The following is a 22,393-nucleotide window of genomic DNA, read 5'->3' as shown; positions in this document are numbered from 1 at the left end:
ATTCTTTTTACTAGATATTTCTTGCACTTTTGTGAATTATTATATTTCTGCAAAAACGTGTATTAAACAATATATGTTTTTGTCCCGTTGTTGAAAAAAATCTTTTCAAAATTGATAAAAAAGGAAAAGGAGAGGTTTCTTATGATGGTTTCGGTCATACATAGCTTTATAAAATTTACGGTTTTATTGATTATAAAACATAAAAAATGCCTCCTTTTTTTATGTTTCTAGAAAAGGAGACATTTTTAAAATGTTTTATTTAAAATTCGTATTGACAGAGTTTTTTTTGTGAAGTAACATCCAAACGTCTTTACTAGAAACAGGTTTGCTAATAAAGAATCCTTGAATGTGATCACAATTTTGTTCATGTAAAAATTCCCATTGTTCCTCTGTTTCTACACCTTCAGCAATAACTTCTAAATTTAGTTCTTTTGATAGTGTAATAATGGAAGAAATAATAGCTTCTTCTAAAGGACTATTTGTAATACCACAAATGAATTCTCGGGCAATTTTTAATGTGTTGATTGGATATTTTGTTAAATAGGCTAAGGAACTATAGCCTGTTCCAAAATCGTCAATTGAAATTTGAAGACCGAGATTTTGAAGCTGTTCTAGTTTTGCAATTACAGATTGATTTTGATTAATTGCGATACTCTCCGTAATTTCGATATCTAATGCTTCTGGCTTTAACTGTGTTTCTTCTAACACTTTTGAAATAGTTGGGATTAAATTCGCATGGTTAAATTGAACAACAGATAAATTCACACCAACTTTTAAGTGAGAAAATCCTTGGTTATGCCATTTTTTTGCTTCCAAGCAGGCTGTACGTAAAATCCAATTACCAAGTTCAATAATAAAACCTGTTTCCTCTGCTAGAGGGATAAATTGAGCAGGAGATACGATGCCAAGTTTTGGATGTTTCCAACGAATTAATGCTTCAAAACCGATAATTTGTTTTGTTTTTGTATGTACTTGCGGTTGATATTCAAGGAAAAATTCATTTTGTTGCAATGCTTTTGAAAGTTCGCCTTCTAGGAAGTTGCTCTCATGTTGAGCAATACTCATTTCTTTTGAGAAGAAAACAAATCTGTTTTTTCCATTTGCTTTCGCACAATACATAGCCATATCGGCATTTTTCATTAATTCAGTTACATCAGTTCCATAATCAGGATACATTGCAATACCGATACTTGGTGTAATAGATAGTTCTTCGTCTTTAATGAAGAACGGCTTGTTTAAAATAGTTAAGATTTGTTCAGCGATGAAAGACGCACTTTTTTCAGAGTACATATCCGGTAATAGAAGTGTAAATTCATCGCCACCTTGACGAGCAACGATATCTTTAGAACGCAAACATCCGCGTAATCTTTTTGCCACTTCAATTAACAACAAATCTCCAACATCATGACCGAGGCGATCATTAATTTTTTTGAATCGATCTAAATCAAGAAACATGACAGCGATATCATTTGCACTAGTTTGAGCTGTATTTAAAATAGCTTGTAAATCTTTTTCAAACTTGCGGCGATTTGGTAAGCCAGTAAGTGCATCGTGAAAAGCTAAATGTTCTACTTGTTTTTGTTTTTCATATAAAGTTGTAATGTCACGTGCTATCCCGAACATCCCAACAACTTCTTTATTTGTAAATATAGGGATAAGCGTAATGTGAAGGTAATAATAGTAGCCTTCTTTTTCTTTTGTACGAACTTCTAAGGTTTGTGGTCTACCTTCTTTTGTAATTTGTAAAGCCTTCTTTAGTAGTTCATGGTCTTTTGAATCAATGAAATGTAGAAGAGAATAACTAGCTACTTCACAATAGTAAGCAGTAAATAAACTTTCACATGCCTGATTAGAATGTTGAAAAATACCATTCATATTTAAAGAGAAAACCGCATCAGGATGATCTTCAAATAATGATTTATAACGTTGTTCACTTTTTGATAACGCAGATGCACCTTCTTCAACCGCACCTTCTAGTTGTGTAGTCAACTGCTCGTATGTATCAATTAATGCTTGATTATCTTTCCACATGTAAAGCTGTCGTAGGAATAATAAGATGAGTGATAATACTAGACCGATTAACATGAATTTATCATCCCAAGGCTGAATGACAATAAAGGAAAAAGTAATGATTATACTAAAATAAGGTAATATAAAGCGTACATAATCGAATCGATAATATTTCATTTTCGTTTCATGTTGAATTGGTTTATCTAAAATGTATAGGATAGACGATAAACCAATTAATAAAATGGAAGCAGTATGTATTAAATAAGAGACTTCAGAAGAAGTTTCTATTCCCGAGTTTATTTGAAACAGATGTATATATCCGTACACAAGTATGATAGTAAAGCCAATAATTAATGAGACTCTACTAGAAGAATATTGTTCTCTTCGATATAGACTAATAACAGCGTAAATTACTAAAGATTGCGCAATAAAGTATCCAATTAAAATCCACGTATCTGTTGTTAACATACGAAAACTTGAAAGATCAAAAATAAAGGTCAAGGCAAAATAAATATTCATAATAACAATAAAGATGCTATCAAATGAAAATTGAGCAAGACCTCTAATAGAGTAATGTTTTATAAATTTTATAGCAAAGCCAGAAAAGAGCAGAATATATTGTATGATGAAAAAAGGTAATGCCTTGTATGAGAATATAACTTGATCATATATAGAAAGTGCATGAAGAAATAAAGTTATCTCCATAGCCAATCCACATAGGCAAGTGCATAGTACTAAAACCCAAAATAGTTTGTCACCGCGTTTCATCTTCTTAATTGCTTTATATAAGCAATAGCAAGAAAAGAGTGTAGCAAAACAAAATAAGAAGAGAATTCCAATTTCTTTTATATTCAAGTCCTTGGGAATAAGGGATATCCAAAGAAAAAATATTATTATATACATTATGACAAATTGTGCATATTTTTTTTTATTAATCATATTATGACTCCGTTTCAATAAAGTTGAATCGCAGGGTGAAAATGCTAATTTAAATAATAGCATATAAAATAGAATGTTTTTCACTATAAAAATTACTTTTTTTGAAAAAAATAGTGCAATGTTACAATTTACCACTGTAACGTTGCACCATTTTTTCTTTTTATGCCTCGTATAGAAGAGATTTCATGTATTAATTGAAAAAGTGCCATATCCTTCTGTTTGCTTTCAATCATAATATCGAAATTATGATTGGTTTCTTTTGCAATGTGTAAGAACGGCTTGATAAACTCTAAATCAATATATTCAGCGTGAGCCCTAAATTCTTTTTCGGATTTAGGAGAGGAAATGTGAACTTTCGGTGGGACGTTTGTGTGTGACCAAGTTTCAAAAATCGCAGGTAGTAGCTCTTCCAGCGGTTCCTTGCAAAGATTAGCCATATGATGGTGATAATCAAATACGAAAGGGATATTTTCTTTTTGGCAAATAGATAAAGTTTCAGAAGTTGTATATGTTTTATCATCGTTTTCAAGAGTCATTTGTTTTTTTATATGTGCAGGAAGTTTCTTTATGTTTTCATGGAAACGCTCAATTGCGGTTTCTTTATTTCCATATGCTCCACCTACATGAATGTTGATATAAGAAGAATCAGCAATTCCTATCGCATCTAATACGTTGTAATGATAGTTCAGGTCTGTAATAGCGTTAGTTGTAATATGCGGCTTGTCGCTTGTGAATAATGTAAATTGATTGGGATGGAAACTTATTCGTAAATTGTGCTCTTGAATTAATACGCCTATTTTACGCCACATTGGTGCAAATGCTTCAATATAATCAAATTCAACTTCAGGATGTGTTGCAAGTGGAACAAGGGAAGAAGATAAACGATATAATGGAATTTCATGTGCAATATTGTAATGAAGGATACGTATAGTGTGCTCTAGATTTTGGCGTGTAACATGGTACAGTTTATCTTCGCGCTCTTGTTTATTAAGTTTTTTAAAGTTCGTAAATGTCAACGTTTTGGCAGGAGAACAGTCCCATAGCGCCATTGCATGTGAGACATATCCAAATCGCATAATCATATATGATTCACCTCTTTAAATCATTCCTTTTCTTATAAAAAGAAAGCGAGTATCGTTCCTAGCCATTCCTTTCCTCTATCGACAAGAGAAAGTGGATGGACATCTTCAAAGGAAAGTAATGACGAGCATTCTAGATCTTCATGAAGTTTGTTTTTTACTGTTTGTATGAAATGTTTATCATATAAAAGGCAGTTGATTTCATGGTTAATATATAAACTTCTCTTATCAAAATTAGCAGTTCCTATATCACAAGTATGGTTGTCTGCAATGATAATTTTGGCGTGAAAAAACCCTTGCTGAAATGCGTATATGTTACAACCCGCTCGTATTAACTTTCGGCAATATGGGAATTTCGCTTCTCGAACAAGGGTGTGATCAGCCTTTTCTGGAACGAGAATCGTTATTTGAACCCCTCTTTCTCGTGCTTTCAATAAGGCATTCATAATTTTCTTACTCGGAATGAAATAAGGGGTACCGATAAAGAGTTCTTTCTTTGCATTTTCAATTAAATGTAAAAATGTATTTTGTAGATAGGCACCATCGGTTGGAATAAATTGATGTAATATAGCACCGGTTTGTTGTTTAGGAAAATAAAGAGAAGTATCTAATAAGTTTTTGTTTGTTTCATCAAACCAATCATGTAAAAATTGTTTTTGTAAATCTTGCACACCTTCTCCTGTAAGACGTAAATGATAATCGCGCCATAATCCTAATTTTTGATTGTGCCCTAAGTACTCTTCTCCAATATTAAATCCACCAATATAACCAATCTCTCCATCAATCACTGTAATTTTTCTATGGTTCCTTTGGTTTGCAGAAAAGAACAGGAAAGGGAACTTAACTTTATGACAAAATGAAAAAGAGACACCATGCTTTTGTAGGGAGCGAATGGCTTCGTTTGATAAATGGTGACTACCAAATCGATCCAGTAAAAGTCGAACTTCAATGCCCTCCTGTGCCTTATCAATAAGTAACTTTAAAAATTCATGACTGATCTTATCGTTTTTGACAATGAAGAATAAAACGTGCACATGGTGCTTCGCTTGTTTTATATCAGTAAATAAAGCATCATATAAATCTTTTCCGTATGTATAAAGGTGAAAATCACTTTGACGTAAAGGGAAAGTGCGAGAGCGCACACGTTTTAAATGAAGGAGTCTTCCATACGAAAAATCAATTGTGATCCAAATAGTAATGCATATTAACAAGAGAGATAAGAAGAACATGAGTGAATCTCCTCCTTCGCATTCTTTTCACCTTCAGTTTGTTACAAATGATCCGGGTAGTAAGATTGCTGATATAAATGTTATCCCGCTATTTTCCGGACAGTAATCCTCCCATCTCGAAATGCGGCTGGAGCAAAGAAGTTGGGTGGGAGTCGGGGTTTGTAAAAGCCCGACTGACGTGGGCTCATAATCAGTGTGGATGAACAGCCTACCGGATTAAAATTTCACTTTATAGTTTCACCGAAATAAACAGCTTTATTAAAAAATATGTTGTTGTATAACAAAAAACTGTTGACTGAATGCTCACTCATTATATAATGAAGGTAGGGGATAAAATTCAGAAAATTATATGTTTTTGAAGATTCTAAAAAAGAAAGAGGGCTTACAAAGAGAGGGGTAGCATAAAAATGAATAGCTTACTGATCATTAATTGGCTGGCTGCCATTGCTGTTATTGCTTATGCGGGATATTTGTTTGTATATCTTATACGAACGAGAATGGCCTACATACAATTAGGAAAAAAGATCGAATTTGACCGTCGCTTCAAAGAACGTTGGGATCTTCTTAAGGTCAATGTTTTCGGTCAGAAAAAGCTGCTGAAAGATAAAAAGAGCGGTATTATTCACGTTATGTTCTTTTACGGATTTATTCTTGTCCAATTTGGAGCAATTGACTTCGTTTGGAAAGGGCTCGCACCAGGATCACATCTTCCACTTGGACCACTATACCCTGCATTTACATTCTTCCAGGAAATTGTCACACTTGTTATTTTAATTGCAGTATTTTGGGCTTTTCATAGACGCTATGTTGAAAAACTTGTTCGTTTAAAACGTAATTTCAAATCAGGTCTTGTTCTTATCTTTATCGGGGGCTTAATGATTTCTGTGCTACTTGGTAATGGAATGGGAATTATATGGCATGGCGAGGAGCTTTCATGGAGCGAACCGATCGCTTCTGCAATCGCTTACGTTTTCTCAGGAATAAATGAAACCGTAGCCATTTCTATATTCTATTTCTCTTGGTGGGTGCATTTACTAATTTTGTTAACATTTTTAGTGTATGTTCCACAATCAAAACATGCGCATTTAATTGCGGGACCAGCAAATGTATTCTTCGGTCGTCTTTCAAACCCAGGGAAGCTTGAAAAGATTGATTTTGAAGATGAAACGCAAGAAACATTTGGTGTTGGTAAAATTGAAGACTTTAGACAAAATCAACTTATTGATTTATACGCTTGCGTAGAGTGTGGTCGCTGTACAAATATGTGTCCAGCAACAGGAACAGGAAAAATGTTATCACCGATGGATCTTATTTTAAAACTTCGTGATCATTTAACTGATAAAGGAGCAGCGGTAACATCAAAAGCACCGTGGGTTCCAGTAGTTGCTTTCAATAATACACAAGGAAATCAATTAGCAATGATGGCAGCTGGAAAAGGACAGCAAGAATCAGCGGCTACAGCGCTAGCTTACGATCCGAGTTTAATCGGAGATGTTATTACAGAAGAAGAGATTTGGGCTTGTACAACGTGCCGTAACTGTGAAGACCAGTGTCCAGTTATGAACGAGCATGTTGATAAAATTATTGATTTACGCCGCTATCTCGTTTTAACAGAAGGAAAGATGGATGCAGAAGCGCAGCGTGCGATGACAAACATCGAGCGTCAAGGGAATCCGTGGGGTCTGAACCGTAAAGAGCGTGAAACGTGGCGCCAAGGTGATGATGAAGTAACGGTTCCGACTGTAAAGGAAAAATTAAAAGCTGGCGAGGAGTTCGAATATTTATTCTGGGTTGGTTCGATGGGATCGTACGATAATCGTAGTCAGAAGATTGCAATATCGTTTGCGAAGTTAATGAACGAAGCAGGCATCTCATTCGCAATTCTTGGTAATAAAGAAAAGAACTCTGGAGATACACCGCGCCGCCTTGGAAATGAATTCGTATTCCAAGAGATGGCGACAAAGAATATCGAAGAATTTGAAAAAGCAGGAGTGAAGAAAATCGTTACGATTGATCCTCACGCTTATAACACATTTAAAAATGAGTATCCAGACTTTGGCTTGCAAGCAGAAGTCTATCATCATACAGAATTGTTAGCTCAGTGGGTGAAAGAAGGGCGCTTAAAACCTGTTCACGCTATTGAGGAAACAGTTACGTACCATGATTCCTGTTACTTAGGAAGATACAACGAAGTATACGAAGCACCACGCGATATTTTGAAAGCAATTCCTGGCGTGAACCTTGTAGAAATGGCACGTAACCGTGAAACCGGAATGTGCTGTGGCGCAGGTGGCGGTTTAATGTGGATGGAAGAGACTGCAGGTTCTCGTATTAATGTTGCTCGTACAGAGCAAGCATTAGCTGTACAGCCATCCATTATCGGTACAGGTTGTCCATATTGCTTAACGATGATTAGTGATGGGACGAAAGCGAAAGAAGTAGAAGAGAAAGTTCAAACTCTTGATGTAACAGAGATTTTAGAACGCTCTGTTATTGGACAGAAGAAAGAAGCAATGTAGTTTGTAGGAATGCATACAACTTTAGAAAGAGGTGCAGTCAGTGCACCTCTTCTCAATGTAAGAACACCGAGCGAGCGCTCAGTGCTAATAAAAGAAATGGGGGAAATAGACATGAGTAAAACAGTTATTTTAAGTGCTGCAAGAACACCGGTTGGGAAATTTGGAGGATCTTTAAAAGACGTGAAAGCAACAGAACTTGGAGGAATCGCAATTAAAGCGGCGCTTGAAAGAGCAAATGTTGCGGCGAGTGATGTTGAAGAAGTTATATTTGGAACGGTTATCCAAGGTGGGCAGGGACAAATCCCATCGCGCCAAGCAGCAAGAGCGGCCGGCATTCCTTGGGAAGTGCAGACGGAAACAGTGAATAAAGTTTGTGCATCAGGGCTTCGTTCGGTTACGTTAGCGGATCAAATTATTCGTACTGGTGATCAATCATTGATTGTAGCGGGTGGAATGGAATCGATGAGTAACAGTCCTTACATTTTACGAGGCGCAAGATGGGGATACAGAATGGGTAACAACGAAGTAATCGATTTAAACGTGGCAGACGGTTTAACATGCGCATTTTCAGGTATACACATGGGTGTTTATGGCGGGGAAGTTGCGAAGGAAGACGGAATCTCTCGCGAAGCGCAAGATGAATGGGCATATCGTAGCCATCAGCGTGCGGTTTCAGCGCATAAAGAAGGTCGCTTTGAAGAGGAGATTGTACCAGTAACAATTCAGCAAAGAAAAGGTGATCCTATCGTCGTTGCAAGGGATGAGGCGCCACGCGAGGATACAACGGTTGAAAAGTTAGCAAAATTAAAGCCTGTATTTGATAAGACGTCAGCGGTGACAGCTGGTAATGCTCCTGGACTAAATGATGGCGGTGCTGCGCTTGTATTAATGAGCGAGGACAGAGCGAAGCAAGAAGGAAGAAAGCCATTAGCGACAATTTTAGCGCATACGGCGATTGCGGTTGAATCAAAGGATTTCCCAAGAACACCGGGTTATGCAATTAACGCATTGTTGAAAAAAACAGGCAAGACAATTGAAGACATTGACTTATTTGAGATTAATGAAGCATTTGCAGCGGTAGCAATTGCAAGTACAGAGATTGCAGGGATTGACCCAGAGAAATTGAATGTAAATGGCGGCGCAGTGGCGATGGGACATCCGATTGGAGCAAGCGGAGCGCGTATTATCGTTACACTTATTCATGCACTTAAGCAACGCGGCGGTGGAATTGGAATTGCTTCGATTTGTAGCGGTGGCGGTCAAGGTGACGCAGTGATGATTGAAGTTCACTAATTAAGATTAGAAGGTTTATAGTTTACTAACAATTAAGGGGGAAGAAAAAATGGGTGTACAAAAGATTGTTGTAATTGGTGCGGGACAAATGGGATCTGGAATTGCGCAAGTATGTGCAATGGCAGGATATGATGTGAAGATTCAAGATTTAAAACAAGAGCAATTAGATAGAGGGCTGGCTATCATTACGAAAAACTTAGCGCGTCAAGTAGAAAAAGGACGCATGAAGGAAGAAGAGAAAGAGGCAACGTTAAATCGTCTTACAGTAACGCTTGATTTAGATTGTGTGAAAGAAGCGGATCTTGTTATTGAAGCGGCTGTTGAGAAAATGGATATTAAAAAGAAAATCTTTGCGAATCTAGATGAAATCGCGCCGGATCATGCTATTTTAGCGACAAATACGTCATCTCTTCCAATTACTGAAATTGCAGCGGTAACGAAACGCCCAGAAAAAGTAATCGGTATGCACTTTATGAATCCAGTTCCAGTTATGAAGCTTGTTGAAATTATTCGTGGTTTAGCTACAGATGATGCGGTTTATGAAACGATTGAAGATATTACGAAAAAAATCGGAAAAGTGCCAGTTGAAGTAAATGATTTCCCAGGGTTTGTATCGAACCGTATTTTATTACCAATGATTAACGAAGCGATTTATACGTTATATGAAGGTGTAGCGACGAAAGAAGCGATTGATGAAGTAATGAAACTTGGTATGAATCATCCAATGGGGCCGCTTACGTTAGCTGATTTTATCGGTTTAGATACATGTTTATACATCATGGAAGTGTTGCATGAAGGCTTAGGAGATAGTAAATATCGCCCATGCCCATTACTACGTAAATACGTAAATGCAGGATGGTTAGGACGTAAAACAGGCCGTGGTTTCTACGTTTATGAATAAATTCCCCTTTGTTACAAAATAGTGATCTTACCAAATTGTTAAAAGGATATATAGCAAATGGAGGCGGAGTACATGAATTTTCGTTTTAATGAAGAGCAGCAGATGATGAGGAAAATGGTTCGGGATTTTGCGCAGAAAGAAATAGCTCCCTTTGTTCCTAGTATGGAACAAGGGGTGTTCCCGAAAGAGATTTTGCAAAAAATGGGTGAGCTCGGACTAATGGGTATCCCAGCGCCTGCAAAGTACGGCGGCGCGGAAATGGATTTTATTTCTTACATTTTAGCAATTGAGGAAATCTCAAAGGTGAGTGCAACAGTTGGTGTAATTTTAGCTGTACATACGTCAGTTGGAATGAATCCGATTTTATATTTTGGAACAGAAGAACAGAAGCAGAAATATGTTTCTAAACTTGCGACAGGTGAATATTTAGGCGCATTTGCTTTAACAGAACCAAATGCAGGGTCAGATGCAGGGAGTTTGAAATCAAGAGCTATTAAGAAAGATGATCACTATATTATTAATGGATCGAAAGTATTTATTACAAATGGCGGGGAAGCAAGCACGTACATTGTATTCGCTTCTACAAATCCAGAGGCAGGAAAGAGTGGTATTTCTGCATTTATAGTAGAGAAAGATACGCCGGGCTTAATTATCGGAAAAGATGAACATAAGATGGGACTTCTCGGCTCTCGTACAGTTCAACTTACGTTCGAAGATATGAAAGTGCCAGCTGAGAATTTACTCGGTGAAGAGGGACAAGGATTTAAGGTAGCGATGGCGAATTTAGATGTTGGACGAATTGGAATTGGTGCGCAGGCGTTAGGAATCGCTGAGGCGGCGCTTGCATGTGCGATTGATTATGCAAAAGAACGAGAACAATTCGGAAAGCCGATTGCGGCGCAACAAGGGATCGGGTTCAAACTTGCAGATATGGCAACAAGTGTGGAGGCAGCACGCTTGCTTGTATATAGAGCGGCATCGCTTAGAGCGCAAGGGTTACCATGTGGTAAAGAAGCGTCTATTGCGAAGTTATTTGCTTCTAAGACAGCTGTTGAAGTTGCGATTGAGGCAGTGCAGGTATTTGGTGGTTACGGTTATACAAAAGATTATCCAGTAGAAAGATTTTTCCGTGATGCAAAGATTACGCAAATTTATGAAGGAACAAGTGAGATACAAAAACTTGTTATTAGCCGTTCTTTATAAAAAGATGAGGGGGAGACGGAGATGCATTTTAAACTATCAGAAGAACATGAAATGATAAGAAAAATGGTTCGAGATTTTGCTAAGAACGAAGTAGCACCCACAGCAGCTGAGCGTGATGAGGAAGAGAGATTCGATCGTGCTTTATTTGATCACATGGCAGAGCTTGGTTTGACAGGTATCCCGTGGCCTGAAGAGTATGGTGGAATTGGAAGCGATTACTTAGCGTACGTAATTGCTATTGAAGAGTTATCTCGCGTTTGTGCTTCTACGGGTGTAACGTTGTCCGCGCATACTTCACTTGCTGGGTGGCCTATTTTTAAATTCGGAACGGAGGAGCAAAAGCAAAAGTTTTTGCGACCGATGGCTGAAGGGAAGAAAATTGGTGCATACGGTTTAACGGAACCGAGTTCTGGATCAGATGCTGGTGGAATGAAGACAATCGCCAAAAGAGATGGAGACCATTACATATTAAATGGATCGAAAATTTTCATTACAAATGGCGGTATTGCTGACATTTATGTTGTTTTTGCGTTAACAGACCCTGAATCGAAGCAGCGCGGTACGAGCGCATTTATTGTAGAAAGTGATACACCGGGATTTTCGGTTGGGAAGAAGGAAAGTAAACTAGGGATTCGCTCTTCGCCAACGACTGAAATTATGTTTGAAGATTGCCGTATTCCTGTAGAAAATCTACTAGGGGAAGAAGGGCAAGGGTTTAAGATTGCAATGCAAACATTAGATGGCGGTCGTAACGGTATTGCGGCACAAGCAGTTGGTATTGCACAAGGGGCTTTAGATGCTTCTGTAGAATATGCAAGAGAGCGCCATCAATTTGGAAAGCCGATTGCGGCGCAGCAAGGGATTGGCTTTAAACTTGCGGATATGGCAACAGATGTAGAGGCGGCGCGTCTCTTAACGTATCAAGCGGCTTGGCTTGAATCAGAAGGGCTTCCATACGGAAAAGAATCAGCGATGTCAAAAGTATTTGCAGGTGATACAGCGATGAAGGTGACGACTGAAGCGGTGCAAGTATTTGGTGGTTACGGTTATACGAAAGATTATCCAGTAGAGCGTTATATGCGAGATGCAAAGATTACACAGATTTATGAAGGAACACAAGAAATTCAAAGGCTTGTAATTTCTCGTATGGTAACGAAATAGGAGCAAAAGCGTAGGTATTTTCCTACGCTTTTTCCTTCCAAAAAATAATAGAGAGAGGTGAAGGGAATGGTTAAACATAATGTACAGGCATCCGTGAAAGATGAAAAATTAGTTGCGTTAAGACGGGAACAAATGATTAAAGGTGCGGTTCAATTGTTTAAGCAAAAAGGATTTCCGCGTACAACAACGAGAGAGATTGCAAAAGCAGCTGGATTTAGTATCGGAACACTGTATGAGTATATTCGCACGAAAGATGATGTTTTGTATTTAGTTTGTGATAGTATTTATGAACATGTAAAGGAACGGTTAGAGGAAGTAGTGTGTACGGAGAAGGGAAGTATAGAAAGTTTAAAAATAGCGATAACGAATTACTTTAAAGTCATGGACGAATTGCAGGAAGAAGTATTAATCATGTATCAAGAGGTACGTTTTTTACCGAAAGAATCGCTTCCATACGTATTAGAAAAAGAGTTTCAAATGGTTGGGATGTTTGAAAATATTTTGGAGCAGTGTACCGAAAATGGGACATTTACATTAAGTAAAAAGGAAATACAACTTCTGGCACACAATATTTTTATACAAGGACAAATGTGGGGATTTAGACGCTGGGCCCTGCAAAAACTGTATACGCTCGAAGAATATACAGAAATGCAAATTAGGTATGTGTTGCAAGGGGCCCACATGCTCCCGAAATAAGGAATGGACAAAGTATAATTTTATTAGCATATAAAGTTTCCCGTTTTTTTTGTAGCATATTTGTGCGACTTTTGTTTATAATGAATAGTATGGATTTTTTTAAGCAGACCGTTATATATAAGGTTATATTTGAAGAAAGGAAGTGCCGCATAAGTGAATTTTAAGCAATATTCACCAGAAGAGCTAAAAGAATGTTCAATGATTGAAGTTGTACATAGCGTTTTAGGGGATAAAAAACAAGCAACGACATTCAACGAGTTGGTTAAAGAAATTGCTCAAGTGCTGGGACTATCTCAAGAGCAAGTTAATGCGAAACTCGCACAATTTTATACAGATTTAAACATCGATGGCCGTTTCATTAATTTAGGAGAAAATCGTTGGGGGCTACGCAGCTGGTACCCATATGAGCAAATTGATGAAGAAATCTTGCCGCAACCAAAACCGAAGAAAAAACGTAAAGTTGAAGAAGACGGTTTTGACGACTACATTGAAGAAGATGATGACTTCGGCGATGTAGAAGAGAGTGCAGATGAAGAAGACGATGTAGAAGATCTGGACAAGGTTCTTGAAGAAGAAGACGGCGATGACGACGATCTTGATGATTTAGAGGAAGAAGAAGACGACTTCGCTGAAGAAGAACTTGAGTATGATGAAACTGAAGAAGAAGAAGAGGAAGAACTGTAGTTCTTGACTTTTTATTATCGTCCATGTAGAATCATTTTTGGGCTCTTTAAAAAAGGACGATAATACTTTTAAAGTGTAAATATAAAAGAAAATTGCTCCCTACTTGTTACTTTATGTGATGAGGGGAGCAATTTTCTTTTTTGTTTTTTGTTTAGAAAATAAAAAGAGTCTAACAATAAGATGGATACAGTGTTATCTACATACGTTGCGCTTTGCAACGGTGATTATATAACAGCAAAGTAGAAGGGAGCTTTTTCATGACTAAGTATATTTTTGTAACAGGCGGTGTAGTATCGTCTTTAGGAAAAGGTATTACAGCAGCATCTCTTGGAAGATTATTAAAAAATCGTGGTTTAAACGTAACGATTCAAAAGTTTGATCCGTACATTAACGTAGACCCAGGGACTATGAGCCCATATCAACACGGTGAGGTATTCGTAACAGATGATGGCGCAGAAACTGACTTAGACCTTGGTCACTATGAGCGTTTCATCGACATCAACTTAAACAAATACAGCAACGTAACAACAGGTAAAATTTACTCTTCAGTTCTTCAAAAAGAGCGTCGTGGTGAATATTTAGGAGGAACAGTTCAAGTTATTCCTCACATTACTAACGAAATTAAAGAGCGCGTATACCGTTCTGGTCGCGAAACAAATGCGGATGTTGTTATTACAGAAATCGGTGGAACTGTTGGTGATATCGAGTCTCTACCATTCTTAGAAGCAATCCGTCAAATTAAGAGCGACATCGGTCGTGACAATGTAATGTACATTCACTGTACGTTAATCCCGTACTTAAAAGCAGCGGGTGAAATGAAAACAAAACCAACACAACATAGTGTTAAAGAACTTCGTAGCTTAGGTATTCAGCCAAACATTATCGTTGTTCGTACAGAACTGCCTGTTTCTCAAGATATGAAAGACAAGCTTGCATTATTCTGTGACATCGATACAAAAGCAGTTATCGAAGCTCGCGATGCAGATACTTTATATGCGGTTCCATTATCTCTTCAAGAACAAAACATGGACCAAATCGTTTGCGATCACTTAAAATTAGACAATCCAGCTGCAGATATGACAGAGTGGACTGCGTTAGTTGATAAAGTACGCAACCTTTCTAAGAAAACAAAAATCGCTCTTGTTGGTAAATACGTAGAGCTTCAAGATGCATACATTTCTGTTGTAGAAGCACTTCGCCATGCTGGTTACTCATTCGACACAGATGTAGAAGTGAAATGGGTAAATGCTGAGCACGTAACAGCAGAGAACGTAAAAGAATTAGTTGGTGACACAGATGGTATTCTTGTACCAGGTGGCTTCGGCGATCGTGGTGTAGAAGGTAAAATCGTTGCAATTCAATATGCTCGTGAAAACAAAGTTCCATTCTTAGGAATTTGCTTAGGTATGCAACTTGCATCAATTGAATTCGCACGTAACGTATTAGGATTAGAAGGGGCTAACTCTTCTGAAATTAATCCTGACACACCTTATGCAATCATCGACTTATTACCAGAACAAAAAGATGTAGAAGACTTAGGTGGTACACTTCGTCTTGGTCTATACCCATGTAAGCTTGCTGAAGAAACAAATGCTTACAGAGCTTACAGTGAGCCGGTTGTATATGAGCGTCATCGTCATCGTTATGAGTTCAACAATCAATTCCGTCCGGATATGGAAAAAGCAGGATTTGTATTCTCTGGTACAAGCCCAGACGGTCGCCTAGTTGAAATCATTGAATTAAAAGACCATCCTTGGTTCGTGGCAGCACAGTTCCACCCAGAACTTGTATCTCGTCCAAACCGTCCACAACCATTGTTCCATGATTTCGTAAGTGCTTCTATTACGAATAAAGAGAGCAAGTAATGAAAAAAAGCGCCTGAAATAGGGCGCTTTTTTTAATATTCGTTTAACATTTCGTCGATTGTAAACTTGATTCCGTGATATGCAAATAAAGCTACCATTAAACTTGGGAATCCGTAGCGGTTACCTTCATCGTCTGGGATAAGACCTTTTAATAGCTTTGTATCAATATGTACATCTGTATATTGTTCCAGTGATTCAGCGCCTTGTTGAATAGCAGAGATTCCAACGATAGATTGACCTTCTTCTTGAAGTTTTTTTGCGATTTTTATAATTTCTTCATCTGTTGAAAAACGACTAATGAGAAGTACACGGTCCGCAAAGGTTACTGCTGCCTCTTCTCCGTTTTCTATTAAACGTTTTGCTTGTTTCATTGGTTCAGCACCAAATAATGCTTCTGAAACAATACCGTCCATTTCATTTGTACCATGTAAGTAAATGAAGCCGTCGCCTACTAATGCCTGAGCAAGTAAACGAGCGCTGTCTTCTAAGTTCATTTCTTCTTTTTGGGAAATTTTAGAGAAATAACCACTTAATTGAGTTGAAAAAATTTTTAACATAATTTGACTCCCTTCGTACATGTTTGCCGGCTTTCATTATAGTTTATTTTTTTAGAAAGGTGAAATCGTAGGGTAGCATAACAAAATAGGAAACGGTAAAATAAGAAAGAATAGGAAGGGATTTGGCAAAGAATAGCGAAAATAAATCGATAAGATATAAGAAGCTTTAAATCTTGTATTTACACAGAAAGGTTGGGAGTTATGGAAGGGAAAATTTTAATCGTTGATGATCAATATGGCATTCGTGTGCTATTACATGAAGTGTTCCAAAAAGAAGGTTATCAGACGTTCCAAGCAGCGAATGGATTTCAAGCTTTAGATATCGTGAAAAAAGATAATCCAGATTTAGTAGTGTTAGATATGAAAATTCCAGGTATGGATGGTATAGAGATTTTAAAGCATGTAAAAGAAATTGATGAGAGTATTAAAGTGATTTTAATGACTGCTTATGGAGAATTAGATATGATTCAAGAGGCAAAAGATTTAGGCGCTTTAATGCACTTTGCTAAACCGTTTGATATTGATGAAATTCGTCAAGCAGTGAGAAATCAGCTCACTGTAGAAGCATAAAAAATGAATTTTTTATAAAAAATATGGAAAAAAGCGTTTACATGGACTATTGGGCAGGTGAATACGGTTGAGTTTTTGAGTACAAGTTGTTATCCTATTGAGTGTAGAAAAAAGTCCGGTATGTAGATATACATATTTTACCTTATTCTGGTCATACTACCAGCGATAAGAACTTATCGGATACAAAAAACGTTTTTTAGGAGGATTCACCATGCCTTTAGTTTCTATGAAAGAAATGCTAAACAAAGCACTAGAAGGAAAATACGCAGTTGGTCAATTCAACATGAACAACTTAGAGTGGACTCAAGCTATCTTAGCTGCTGCGGAAGAAGAAAAATCTCCTGTAATCCTAGGTGTATCTGAGGGTGCAGCTCGTCATATGACTGGTTTCAAAACAGTTGTAGCTATGGTTAAAGCTTTAATCGAAGAAATGAACATCACTGTTCCTGTAGCGATTCATCTTGACCATGGTTCAAGCTTCGAAAAATGTAAAGAAGCAATTGATGCAGGTTTCACATCTGTAATGATCGACGCTTCTCACCACCCATTCGAAGAAAACGTTGAAACTACTAAAAAAGTAGTAGAATATGCACACGCTCGTAACGTATCTGTTGAAGCTGAGCTTGGAACAGTTGGCGGACAAGAAGACGACGTAATCGCTGAAGGCGTAATTTACGCTGATCCAGCAGAGTGTAAGCACCTTGTTGAAGCAACTGGCATCGACTGCCTAGCTCCAGCTTTAGGTTCTGTACACGGTCCTTACAAAGGTGAGCCTAACTTAGGATTCGCTGAAATGGAACAAGTTCGTGACTTCACTGGTGTACCTTTAGTATTACATGGTGGTACTGGTATCCCAACTGCTGATATCGTAAAAGCTATCTCTTTAGGTACTTCAAAAATTAACGTAAACACTGAGAACCAAATCGAGTTTACAAAAGCTGTTCGTGAAGTATTAAACAAAGACCAAGAAGTTTACGATCCTCGTAAATTTATTGGACCTGGCCGCGACGCTATCAAAGCAACTGTTGCTGGTAAAATTCGCGAATTCGGTTCTAACGGTAAAGCGTAATAATAAAATTCCGTTTTGGAAACCGTCTAGTCTTTTAGACGGTTTCCTTTCGTTGTATAATGAAAGCGTGAACAAGTCTAAAGATTTCATAAAGTAAATTTCTTCATCTTTAAATATAGAAAATAATGTGCATGCTCCTATTAAGAGATATGATAAGTATCTGAATTTGATTCGATGGATAGTTCACCACCGTCTATTTATCTCGCTATTTGCGGGCAGTAAGACTCCCACCTCAAAATTCGGCTGGGGAAAAGAATTTTGGTGGGAAATCCACTGTCCGTAAACGCCGGATTGGTGCGGGCTAATAATCAGTGGAGATGAACAAAACCTCACTGATTAAAATTTCACTTTATACTACAGGAGAACTGTAGGTGATGGTTTTCTACTTATTGAGCTTTAGGGTGGAAAGAGTGATTGAGATTCTTAAGGGGAATCTTCTAATTCTTCTTATAGGGAAGTAGAAGATAAATACATTCACAGAAGGGAGCTCAATATGGAAAAATTGCTAATTGAAGGCGGAAGAGCTTTAAATGGAACAATTCGCGTGAGTGGTGCAAAGAACAGCGCTGTTGCACTAATTCCAGCGACAATTTTAGCAGATACTCCAGTAACTATTGGTGGTGTCCCTAATATTTCGGATGTGAAAATGTTAGGAGACTTACTAGAGGAAATTGGAGGAAGAGTAACTTATGGACAGGAGGAAGAGATGGTAGTCGATCCTTCCAACATGGTTGCAATGCCTTTACCAAATGGGAAAGTGAAAAAATTGCGCGCTTCTTATTATTTAATGGGTGCGATGCTTGGCCGTTTTAAAAAAGCTGTTATTGGGCTTCCAGGTGGATGTCATTTAGGACCGAGACCGATTGATCAGCATATTAAAGGTTTTGAAGCGTTAGGTGCACATGTTACGAATGAACAGGGTGCTATTTATTTAAGAGCAGATGAACTACGCGGGGCACGTATTTATTTAGATGTTGTTAGTGTAGGGGCGACGATTAATATTATGCTAGCGGCTGTACGAGCGAAAGGTAGAACTGTTATTGAAAATGCTGCGAAAGAACCAGAGATTATTGATGTAGCTACACTGTTAACAAGTATGGGTGCGCGCATTAAAGGTGCTGGTACAGATGTAATCCGAATCGATGGTGTGGATTCTTTACACGGTTGTCACCATACTATCATTCCAGATCGTATTGAAGCCGGTACGTATATGATTTTAGGTGCAGCATCAGGAGGAGAAGTAACAGTTGATAATGTTATTCCTCAGCATTTAGAATCAGTTACCGCGAAGCTAAGAGAAGCTGGTGTCCAAGTTGAAACGAACGATGACCAGATTACAGTGAATGGTAATAGAAGGTTGAAAGTAGTTGACATAAAAACGCTTGTATATCCAGGTTTCCCAACAGATTTACAGCAACCGTTTACGACGCTTTTAACAAAGGCGCACGGAACGGGAGTTGTAACAGATACAATTTATGGGGCACGTTTCAAACATATTGATGAATTACGTCGTATGAATGCACAAATTAAAGTAGAAGGCCGTTCGGCAATTGTGACTGGACCTGTTTTATTGCAAGGTGCGAAGGTAAAAGCGAGTGACTTACGAGCTGGGGCAGCCCTTGTTATTGCTGGTTTAATGGCAGATGGTATTACAGAAGTAACGGGACTTGAGCATATTGATCGAGGGTACGAAAATATAGTAGACAAGCTTAAAGGGCTTGGTGCAAACATTTGGCGAGAACAAATGACAAAGCAAGAGATTGAAGAATTGAAGAACGCTTAAAGTGGTGATACTTCCGTTAATGGGGAGCGAAGAATCATCATTAGCGGAAGTACACTATATAGAAAAACACCGTTCACAAAAATACGGCAGAAATATTACAGACTTAAAGGAGAGGGATTATTGTGGAAAGAAGTTTATCTATGGAGTTAGTACGTGTAACAGAGGCTGCAGCATTATCATCAGCGCGTTGGATGGGACGCGGAAAAAAAGATGAAGCAGACGGTGCAGCAACATCAGCTATGCGTGATGTATTTGATACAGTTCCGATGAAAGGTACAGTTGTAATTGGTGAAGGTGAAATGGACGAAGCGCCAATGCTGTATATCGGAGAGAAATTAGGTACAGGATATGGTCCGCGCGTAGACGTTGCGGTTGATCCTTTAGAAGGGACAAACATCGTAGCAGCTGGCGGGTGGAATGCACTTGCTGTTATCGCAATTGCAGATCACGGTAATTTGTTACATGCTCCTGACATGTACATGGATAAAATTGCGGTTGGCCCAGAGGCAGTTGGGACAGTTGATATTGACGCACCTATTATCGATAACTTACGTGCAGTTGCGAAAGCGAAGAATAAAGATATTGAAGATGTTGTAGCGACAGTTTTAAATCGTCCACGTCATCAAGCGATTATCGAAGAAATTCGTAAAGCGGGTGCTCGTATTAAATTGATTAACGATGGAGACGTAGCTGGAGCAATCAATACAGCATTTGATCGTACAGGTGTAGATATTTTATTCGGTTCTGGTGGAGCTCCTGAAGGTGTATTGGCAGCTGTTGCATTAAAATGTCTAGGTGGAGAAATTCAGGGGAAACTATTGCCACAAGATGAAGCTGAATTAGAACGTTGTAAAAGAATGGGCATTGAAGATATAAATCGCATACTTCGTATGGAAGACTTAGTAAAAGGCGACGATGCAATCTTTGCAGCAACAGGCGTAACAGATGGAGAATTATTACGCGGTGTTCAATTTAAAGGTAGTGTAGGAACAACACACTCCCTTGTTATGCGTGCGAAATCAGGTACATTACGCTTTGTAGACGGACGCCATAGCTTAAATAAAAAACCAAACTTGGTTATTAAGTAAAAAGCGTAAGCAGCTCGTTCAGAATGGGAGGGGGATGGAGCTTCTGACGTAGAGGCGCTTTTTGCCTCGTAGGAAGAAGTGAAGCCACCGACCATTCTAGCTGCTGAAGCTGGATTAAATAAAAAGCGTAAGCAGCTCGTTCAGAATCGCAGGGCGCTTCAAACGAGAGAGTGAAATGTCTTATCTATTCTTCCTTAAAATCAGGTGAGTAGAAAAAAGAAAGAAATATAAAAAGCGAAGACAAATTTTCTTGTCTTCGCTTCTTGTATTTGTGTTTCAACGTATTGATTAAAACTAGATAAAAGGGTTACAATAGTGAATATTACCCTACTTGAACTTATTGCCTTTCATTATTAATTATTTGCCTTCCGTATTTTTTCCCTTTACCCATGTAAAAAGAGAATAATATTAAAGTGTGGTGTCTGAATGAATTTGTCAATTGCAGCATTAGAAAACATGAAATTAAAAGAGTTATACGAGCTTGCGAAAGAATTTAAGATTTCGTATTATAGCAAATTAACGAAAAAAGAGTTAATCTTCGCCATTTTAAAAGCTCGAGCAGAAAAAGAAGGTTTCTTTTTCATGGAAGGCGTATTAGAAATTATTCAATCAGAAGGATTTGGATTCCTACGTCCTATCAACTATTCTCCAAGCTCAGAAGATATTTATATCTCAGCTTCGCAAATTCGTCGTTTCGATTTACGTAATGGAGATAAGGTTTCTGGTAAAGTACGACCTCCGAAAGAAAATGAACGCTATTTTGGATTATTACAAGTTGAAGCTGTAAACGGAGATGATCCAGAGTCAGCAAAAGAGCGTGTACATTTCCCTGCGTTAACACCATTATACCCAGATCGCCAAATGAAATTGGAAACGGAACCGAAAAAGTTACCGACACGTATCATGGATTTAATCGCACCAGTTGGATTTGGACAACGTGGTTTAATTGTTGCGCCTCCAAAGGCTGGTAAAACGAGTCTATTAAAAGAAATCGCGCACAGTGTTACAACAAATCATCCGGAAGCGGAATTAATTGTCCTTTTAATTGATGAGCGTCCAGAGGAAGTAACAGACATTGAACGTTCTGTTAAAGGAGATGTTGTAAGTTCTACTTTTGATGAAGTGCCAGAAAATCATATTAAAGTAGCTGAACTTGTGTTAGAACGTGCAATGCGTCTTGTAGAGCACAAAAAAGATGTTATCATTTTAATGGATAGTATTACCCGTTTAGCGCGAGCTTACAACCTTGTTATTCCACCAAGTGGTAGAACATTATCGGGTGGTATCGACCCGGCTGCCTTCCATAGACCAAAGCGCTTCTTCGGAGCTGCGCGTAATATTGAAGAAGGTGGTAGTTTAACGATTTTAGCAACAGCGCTTGTTGATACAGGTTCTCGTATGGACGATGTTATTTACGAGGAGTTTAAAGGAACTGGAAATATGGAACTTCACTTAGATCGTTCGTTAGCTGAGCGTCGTATCTTCCCGGCGATTGATATTCGTCGTTCTGGTACACGTAAAGAAGATCTATTAATTCCGAAAGAACATTTAGACAAGCTGTGGGGTATTCGTAAAACAATGCGCGATACACCAGACTTTGTTGAAAGTTTCTTACGCAAGCTTCGTCAAACGAAGACAAATGAAGAATTTTTACAAAACATTGTTGCAGACTCGAAAAGATATGTAACAACTAAGTAAAGGGAAAAGATTGGGACTCGCTTATTTGGTAGTAAGCGAGTTTTTTTAT

17 protein-coding genes are annotated in these 22,393 nt (G+C 38.1%); 13 read left to right on the top strand and 4 right to left on the bottom strand.

Annotated features, from left to right (window positions below; genetic code table 11):
* Positions 1 to 255: 255 nt before the first annotated feature.
* The 3 genes from COI75_RS01480 to cls form a co-directional block, all read right to left on the bottom strand.
* Positions 256 to 2,949 carry a DUF4084 domain-containing protein gene (locus tag COI75_RS01480; protein ID WP_098448177.1) on the bottom strand — a complete coding sequence of 898 codons (2,694 nt, stop codon included), beginning with the start codon at positions 2,947 to 2,949 and terminating at the stop codon, positions 256 to 258.
* 128 nt (positions 2,950 to 3,077) lie between these two features.
* On the bottom strand, positions 3,078 to 4,031 hold the full coding sequence (uvsE, locus tag COI75_RS01475) for a UV DNA damage repair endonuclease UvsE (RefSeq protein WP_000605884.1): 954 nt from the start codon (positions 4,029 to 4,031) through the stop codon (positions 3,078 to 3,080).
* A gap of 32 nt (positions 4,032 to 4,063) precedes the next feature.
* The gene (cls, locus tag COI75_RS01470; protein ID WP_000465809.1) at positions 4,064 to 5,257 is read right to left on the bottom strand and encodes a cardiolipin synthase; all 1,194 of its coding nucleotides are present in this window, start codon (positions 5,255 to 5,257) and stop codon (positions 4,064 to 4,066) included.
* A gap of 407 nt (positions 5,258 to 5,664) precedes the next feature.
* Between cls and COI75_RS01465 the strand changes: the two genes are divergently transcribed.
* The 8 genes from COI75_RS01465 to pyrG all read left to right on the top strand — a co-directional run bounded on the left by COI75_RS01465 (position 5,665) and on the right by pyrG (position 15,579).
* Positions 5,665 to 7,776: a heterodisulfide reductase-related iron-sulfur binding cluster gene (locus COI75_RS01465; RefSeq protein WP_001086764.1), complete on the top strand. Its 2,112-nt coding sequence runs from the start codon at positions 5,665 to 5,667 to the stop codon at positions 7,774 to 7,776.
* A 9-nt stretch (positions 7,777 to 7,785) separates the two neighbouring features.
* Complete coding sequence (locus COI75_RS01460; RefSeq protein WP_002095102.1) at positions 7,786 to 9,069, top strand: acetyl-CoA C-acetyltransferase; 1,284 nt, start codon at positions 7,786 to 7,788, stop codon at positions 9,067 to 9,069.
* A gap of 49 nt (positions 9,070 to 9,118) precedes the next feature.
* A complete protein-coding gene (locus COI75_RS01455) occupies positions 9,119 to 9,970 on the top strand; it encodes a 3-hydroxybutyryl-CoA dehydrogenase (protein WP_000538852.1) in 852 nt (283 codons plus the stop codon).
* A gap of 72 nt (positions 9,971 to 10,042) precedes the next feature.
* Positions 10,043 to 11,173, top strand: a complete 1,131-nt coding sequence (locus COI75_RS01450; RefSeq protein ID WP_001011183.1) for an acyl-CoA dehydrogenase — start codon at positions 10,043 to 10,045, stop codon at positions 11,171 to 11,173.
* Positions 11,174 to 11,194: 21 nt separating this feature from the next.
* Positions 11,195 to 12,334 (top strand): acyl-CoA dehydrogenase AcdA, encoded by a 1,140-nt coding sequence (gene acdA, locus COI75_RS01445; protein WP_000545526.1) that lies wholly within the window; start codon positions 11,195 to 11,197, stop codon positions 12,332 to 12,334.
* Positions 12,335 to 12,400: 66 nt separating this feature from the next.
* A complete protein-coding gene (locus COI75_RS01440; protein WP_000238608.1) occupies positions 12,401 to 13,030 on the top strand; it encodes a TetR/AcrR family transcriptional regulator in 630 nt (209 codons plus the stop codon).
* A gap of 153 nt (positions 13,031 to 13,183) precedes the next feature.
* Positions 13,184 to 13,714, top strand: a complete 531-nt coding sequence (rpoE, locus tag COI75_RS01435) for a DNA-directed RNA polymerase subunit delta (protein ID WP_001009767.1) — start codon at positions 13,184 to 13,186, stop codon at positions 13,712 to 13,714.
* Positions 13,715 to 13,971: 257 nt separating this feature from the next.
* A complete protein-coding gene (gene pyrG / locus COI75_RS01430; protein WP_000170440.1) occupies positions 13,972 to 15,579 on the top strand; it encodes a CTP synthase in 1,608 nt (535 codons plus the stop codon).
* 32 nt (positions 15,580 to 15,611) lie between these two features.
* On the opposite strand, the gene COI75_RS01425 is transcribed toward pyrG, so the two are convergent.
* Positions 15,612 to 16,136 carry a DUF2529 domain-containing protein gene (locus tag COI75_RS01425; protein ID WP_000912390.1) on the bottom strand — a complete coding sequence of 175 codons (525 nt, stop codon included), beginning with the start codon at positions 16,134 to 16,136 and terminating at the stop codon, positions 15,612 to 15,614.
* 201 nt (positions 16,137 to 16,337) lie between these two features.
* On the opposite strand from COI75_RS01425, the gene spo0F reads away from it, so the two are divergent.
* From spo0F to rho, 5 genes are all read left to right on the top strand, one after another.
* On the top strand, positions 16,338 to 16,706 hold the full coding sequence (spo0F, locus tag COI75_RS01420; RefSeq protein ID WP_000398596.1) for a sporulation initiation phosphotransferase Spo0F: 369 nt from the start codon (positions 16,338 to 16,340) through the stop codon (positions 16,704 to 16,706).
* Positions 16,707 to 16,917: 211 nt separating this feature from the next.
* Positions 16,918 to 17,775 (top strand): class II fructose-bisphosphate aldolase, encoded by an 858-nt coding sequence (locus COI75_RS01415; RefSeq protein WP_001131851.1) that lies wholly within the window; start codon positions 16,918 to 16,920, stop codon positions 17,773 to 17,775.
* Positions 17,776 to 18,268: 493 nt separating this feature from the next.
* On the top strand, positions 18,269 to 19,558 hold the full coding sequence (murA, locus tag COI75_RS01410) for a UDP-N-acetylglucosamine 1-carboxyvinyltransferase (protein WP_000413262.1): 1,290 nt from the start codon (positions 18,269 to 18,271) through the stop codon (positions 19,556 to 19,558).
* Between the two features lie 122 nt (positions 19,559 to 19,680).
* On the top strand, positions 19,681 to 20,646 hold the full coding sequence (gene glpX, locus COI75_RS01405; RefSeq protein ID WP_000442345.1) for a class II fructose-bisphosphatase: 966 nt from the start codon (positions 19,681 to 19,683) through the stop codon (positions 20,644 to 20,646).
* Positions 20,647 to 21,072: 426 nt separating this feature from the next.
* Positions 21,073 to 22,344, top strand: a complete 1,272-nt coding sequence (gene rho, locus COI75_RS01395; RefSeq protein WP_001053899.1) for a transcription termination factor Rho — start codon at positions 21,073 to 21,075, stop codon at positions 22,342 to 22,344.
* The last annotated feature ends 49 nt before the right edge of the window (positions 22,345 to 22,393 follow it).

The sequence above is a fragment of the Bacillus cereus genome, assembly GCF_002564555.1.
GTDB classification, from domain to species: domain Bacteria; phylum Bacillota; class Bacilli; order Bacillales; family Bacillaceae_G; genus Bacillus_A; species Bacillus_A cereus_K.
This window is presented reverse-complemented; position numbering and strand designations above follow the sequence as displayed.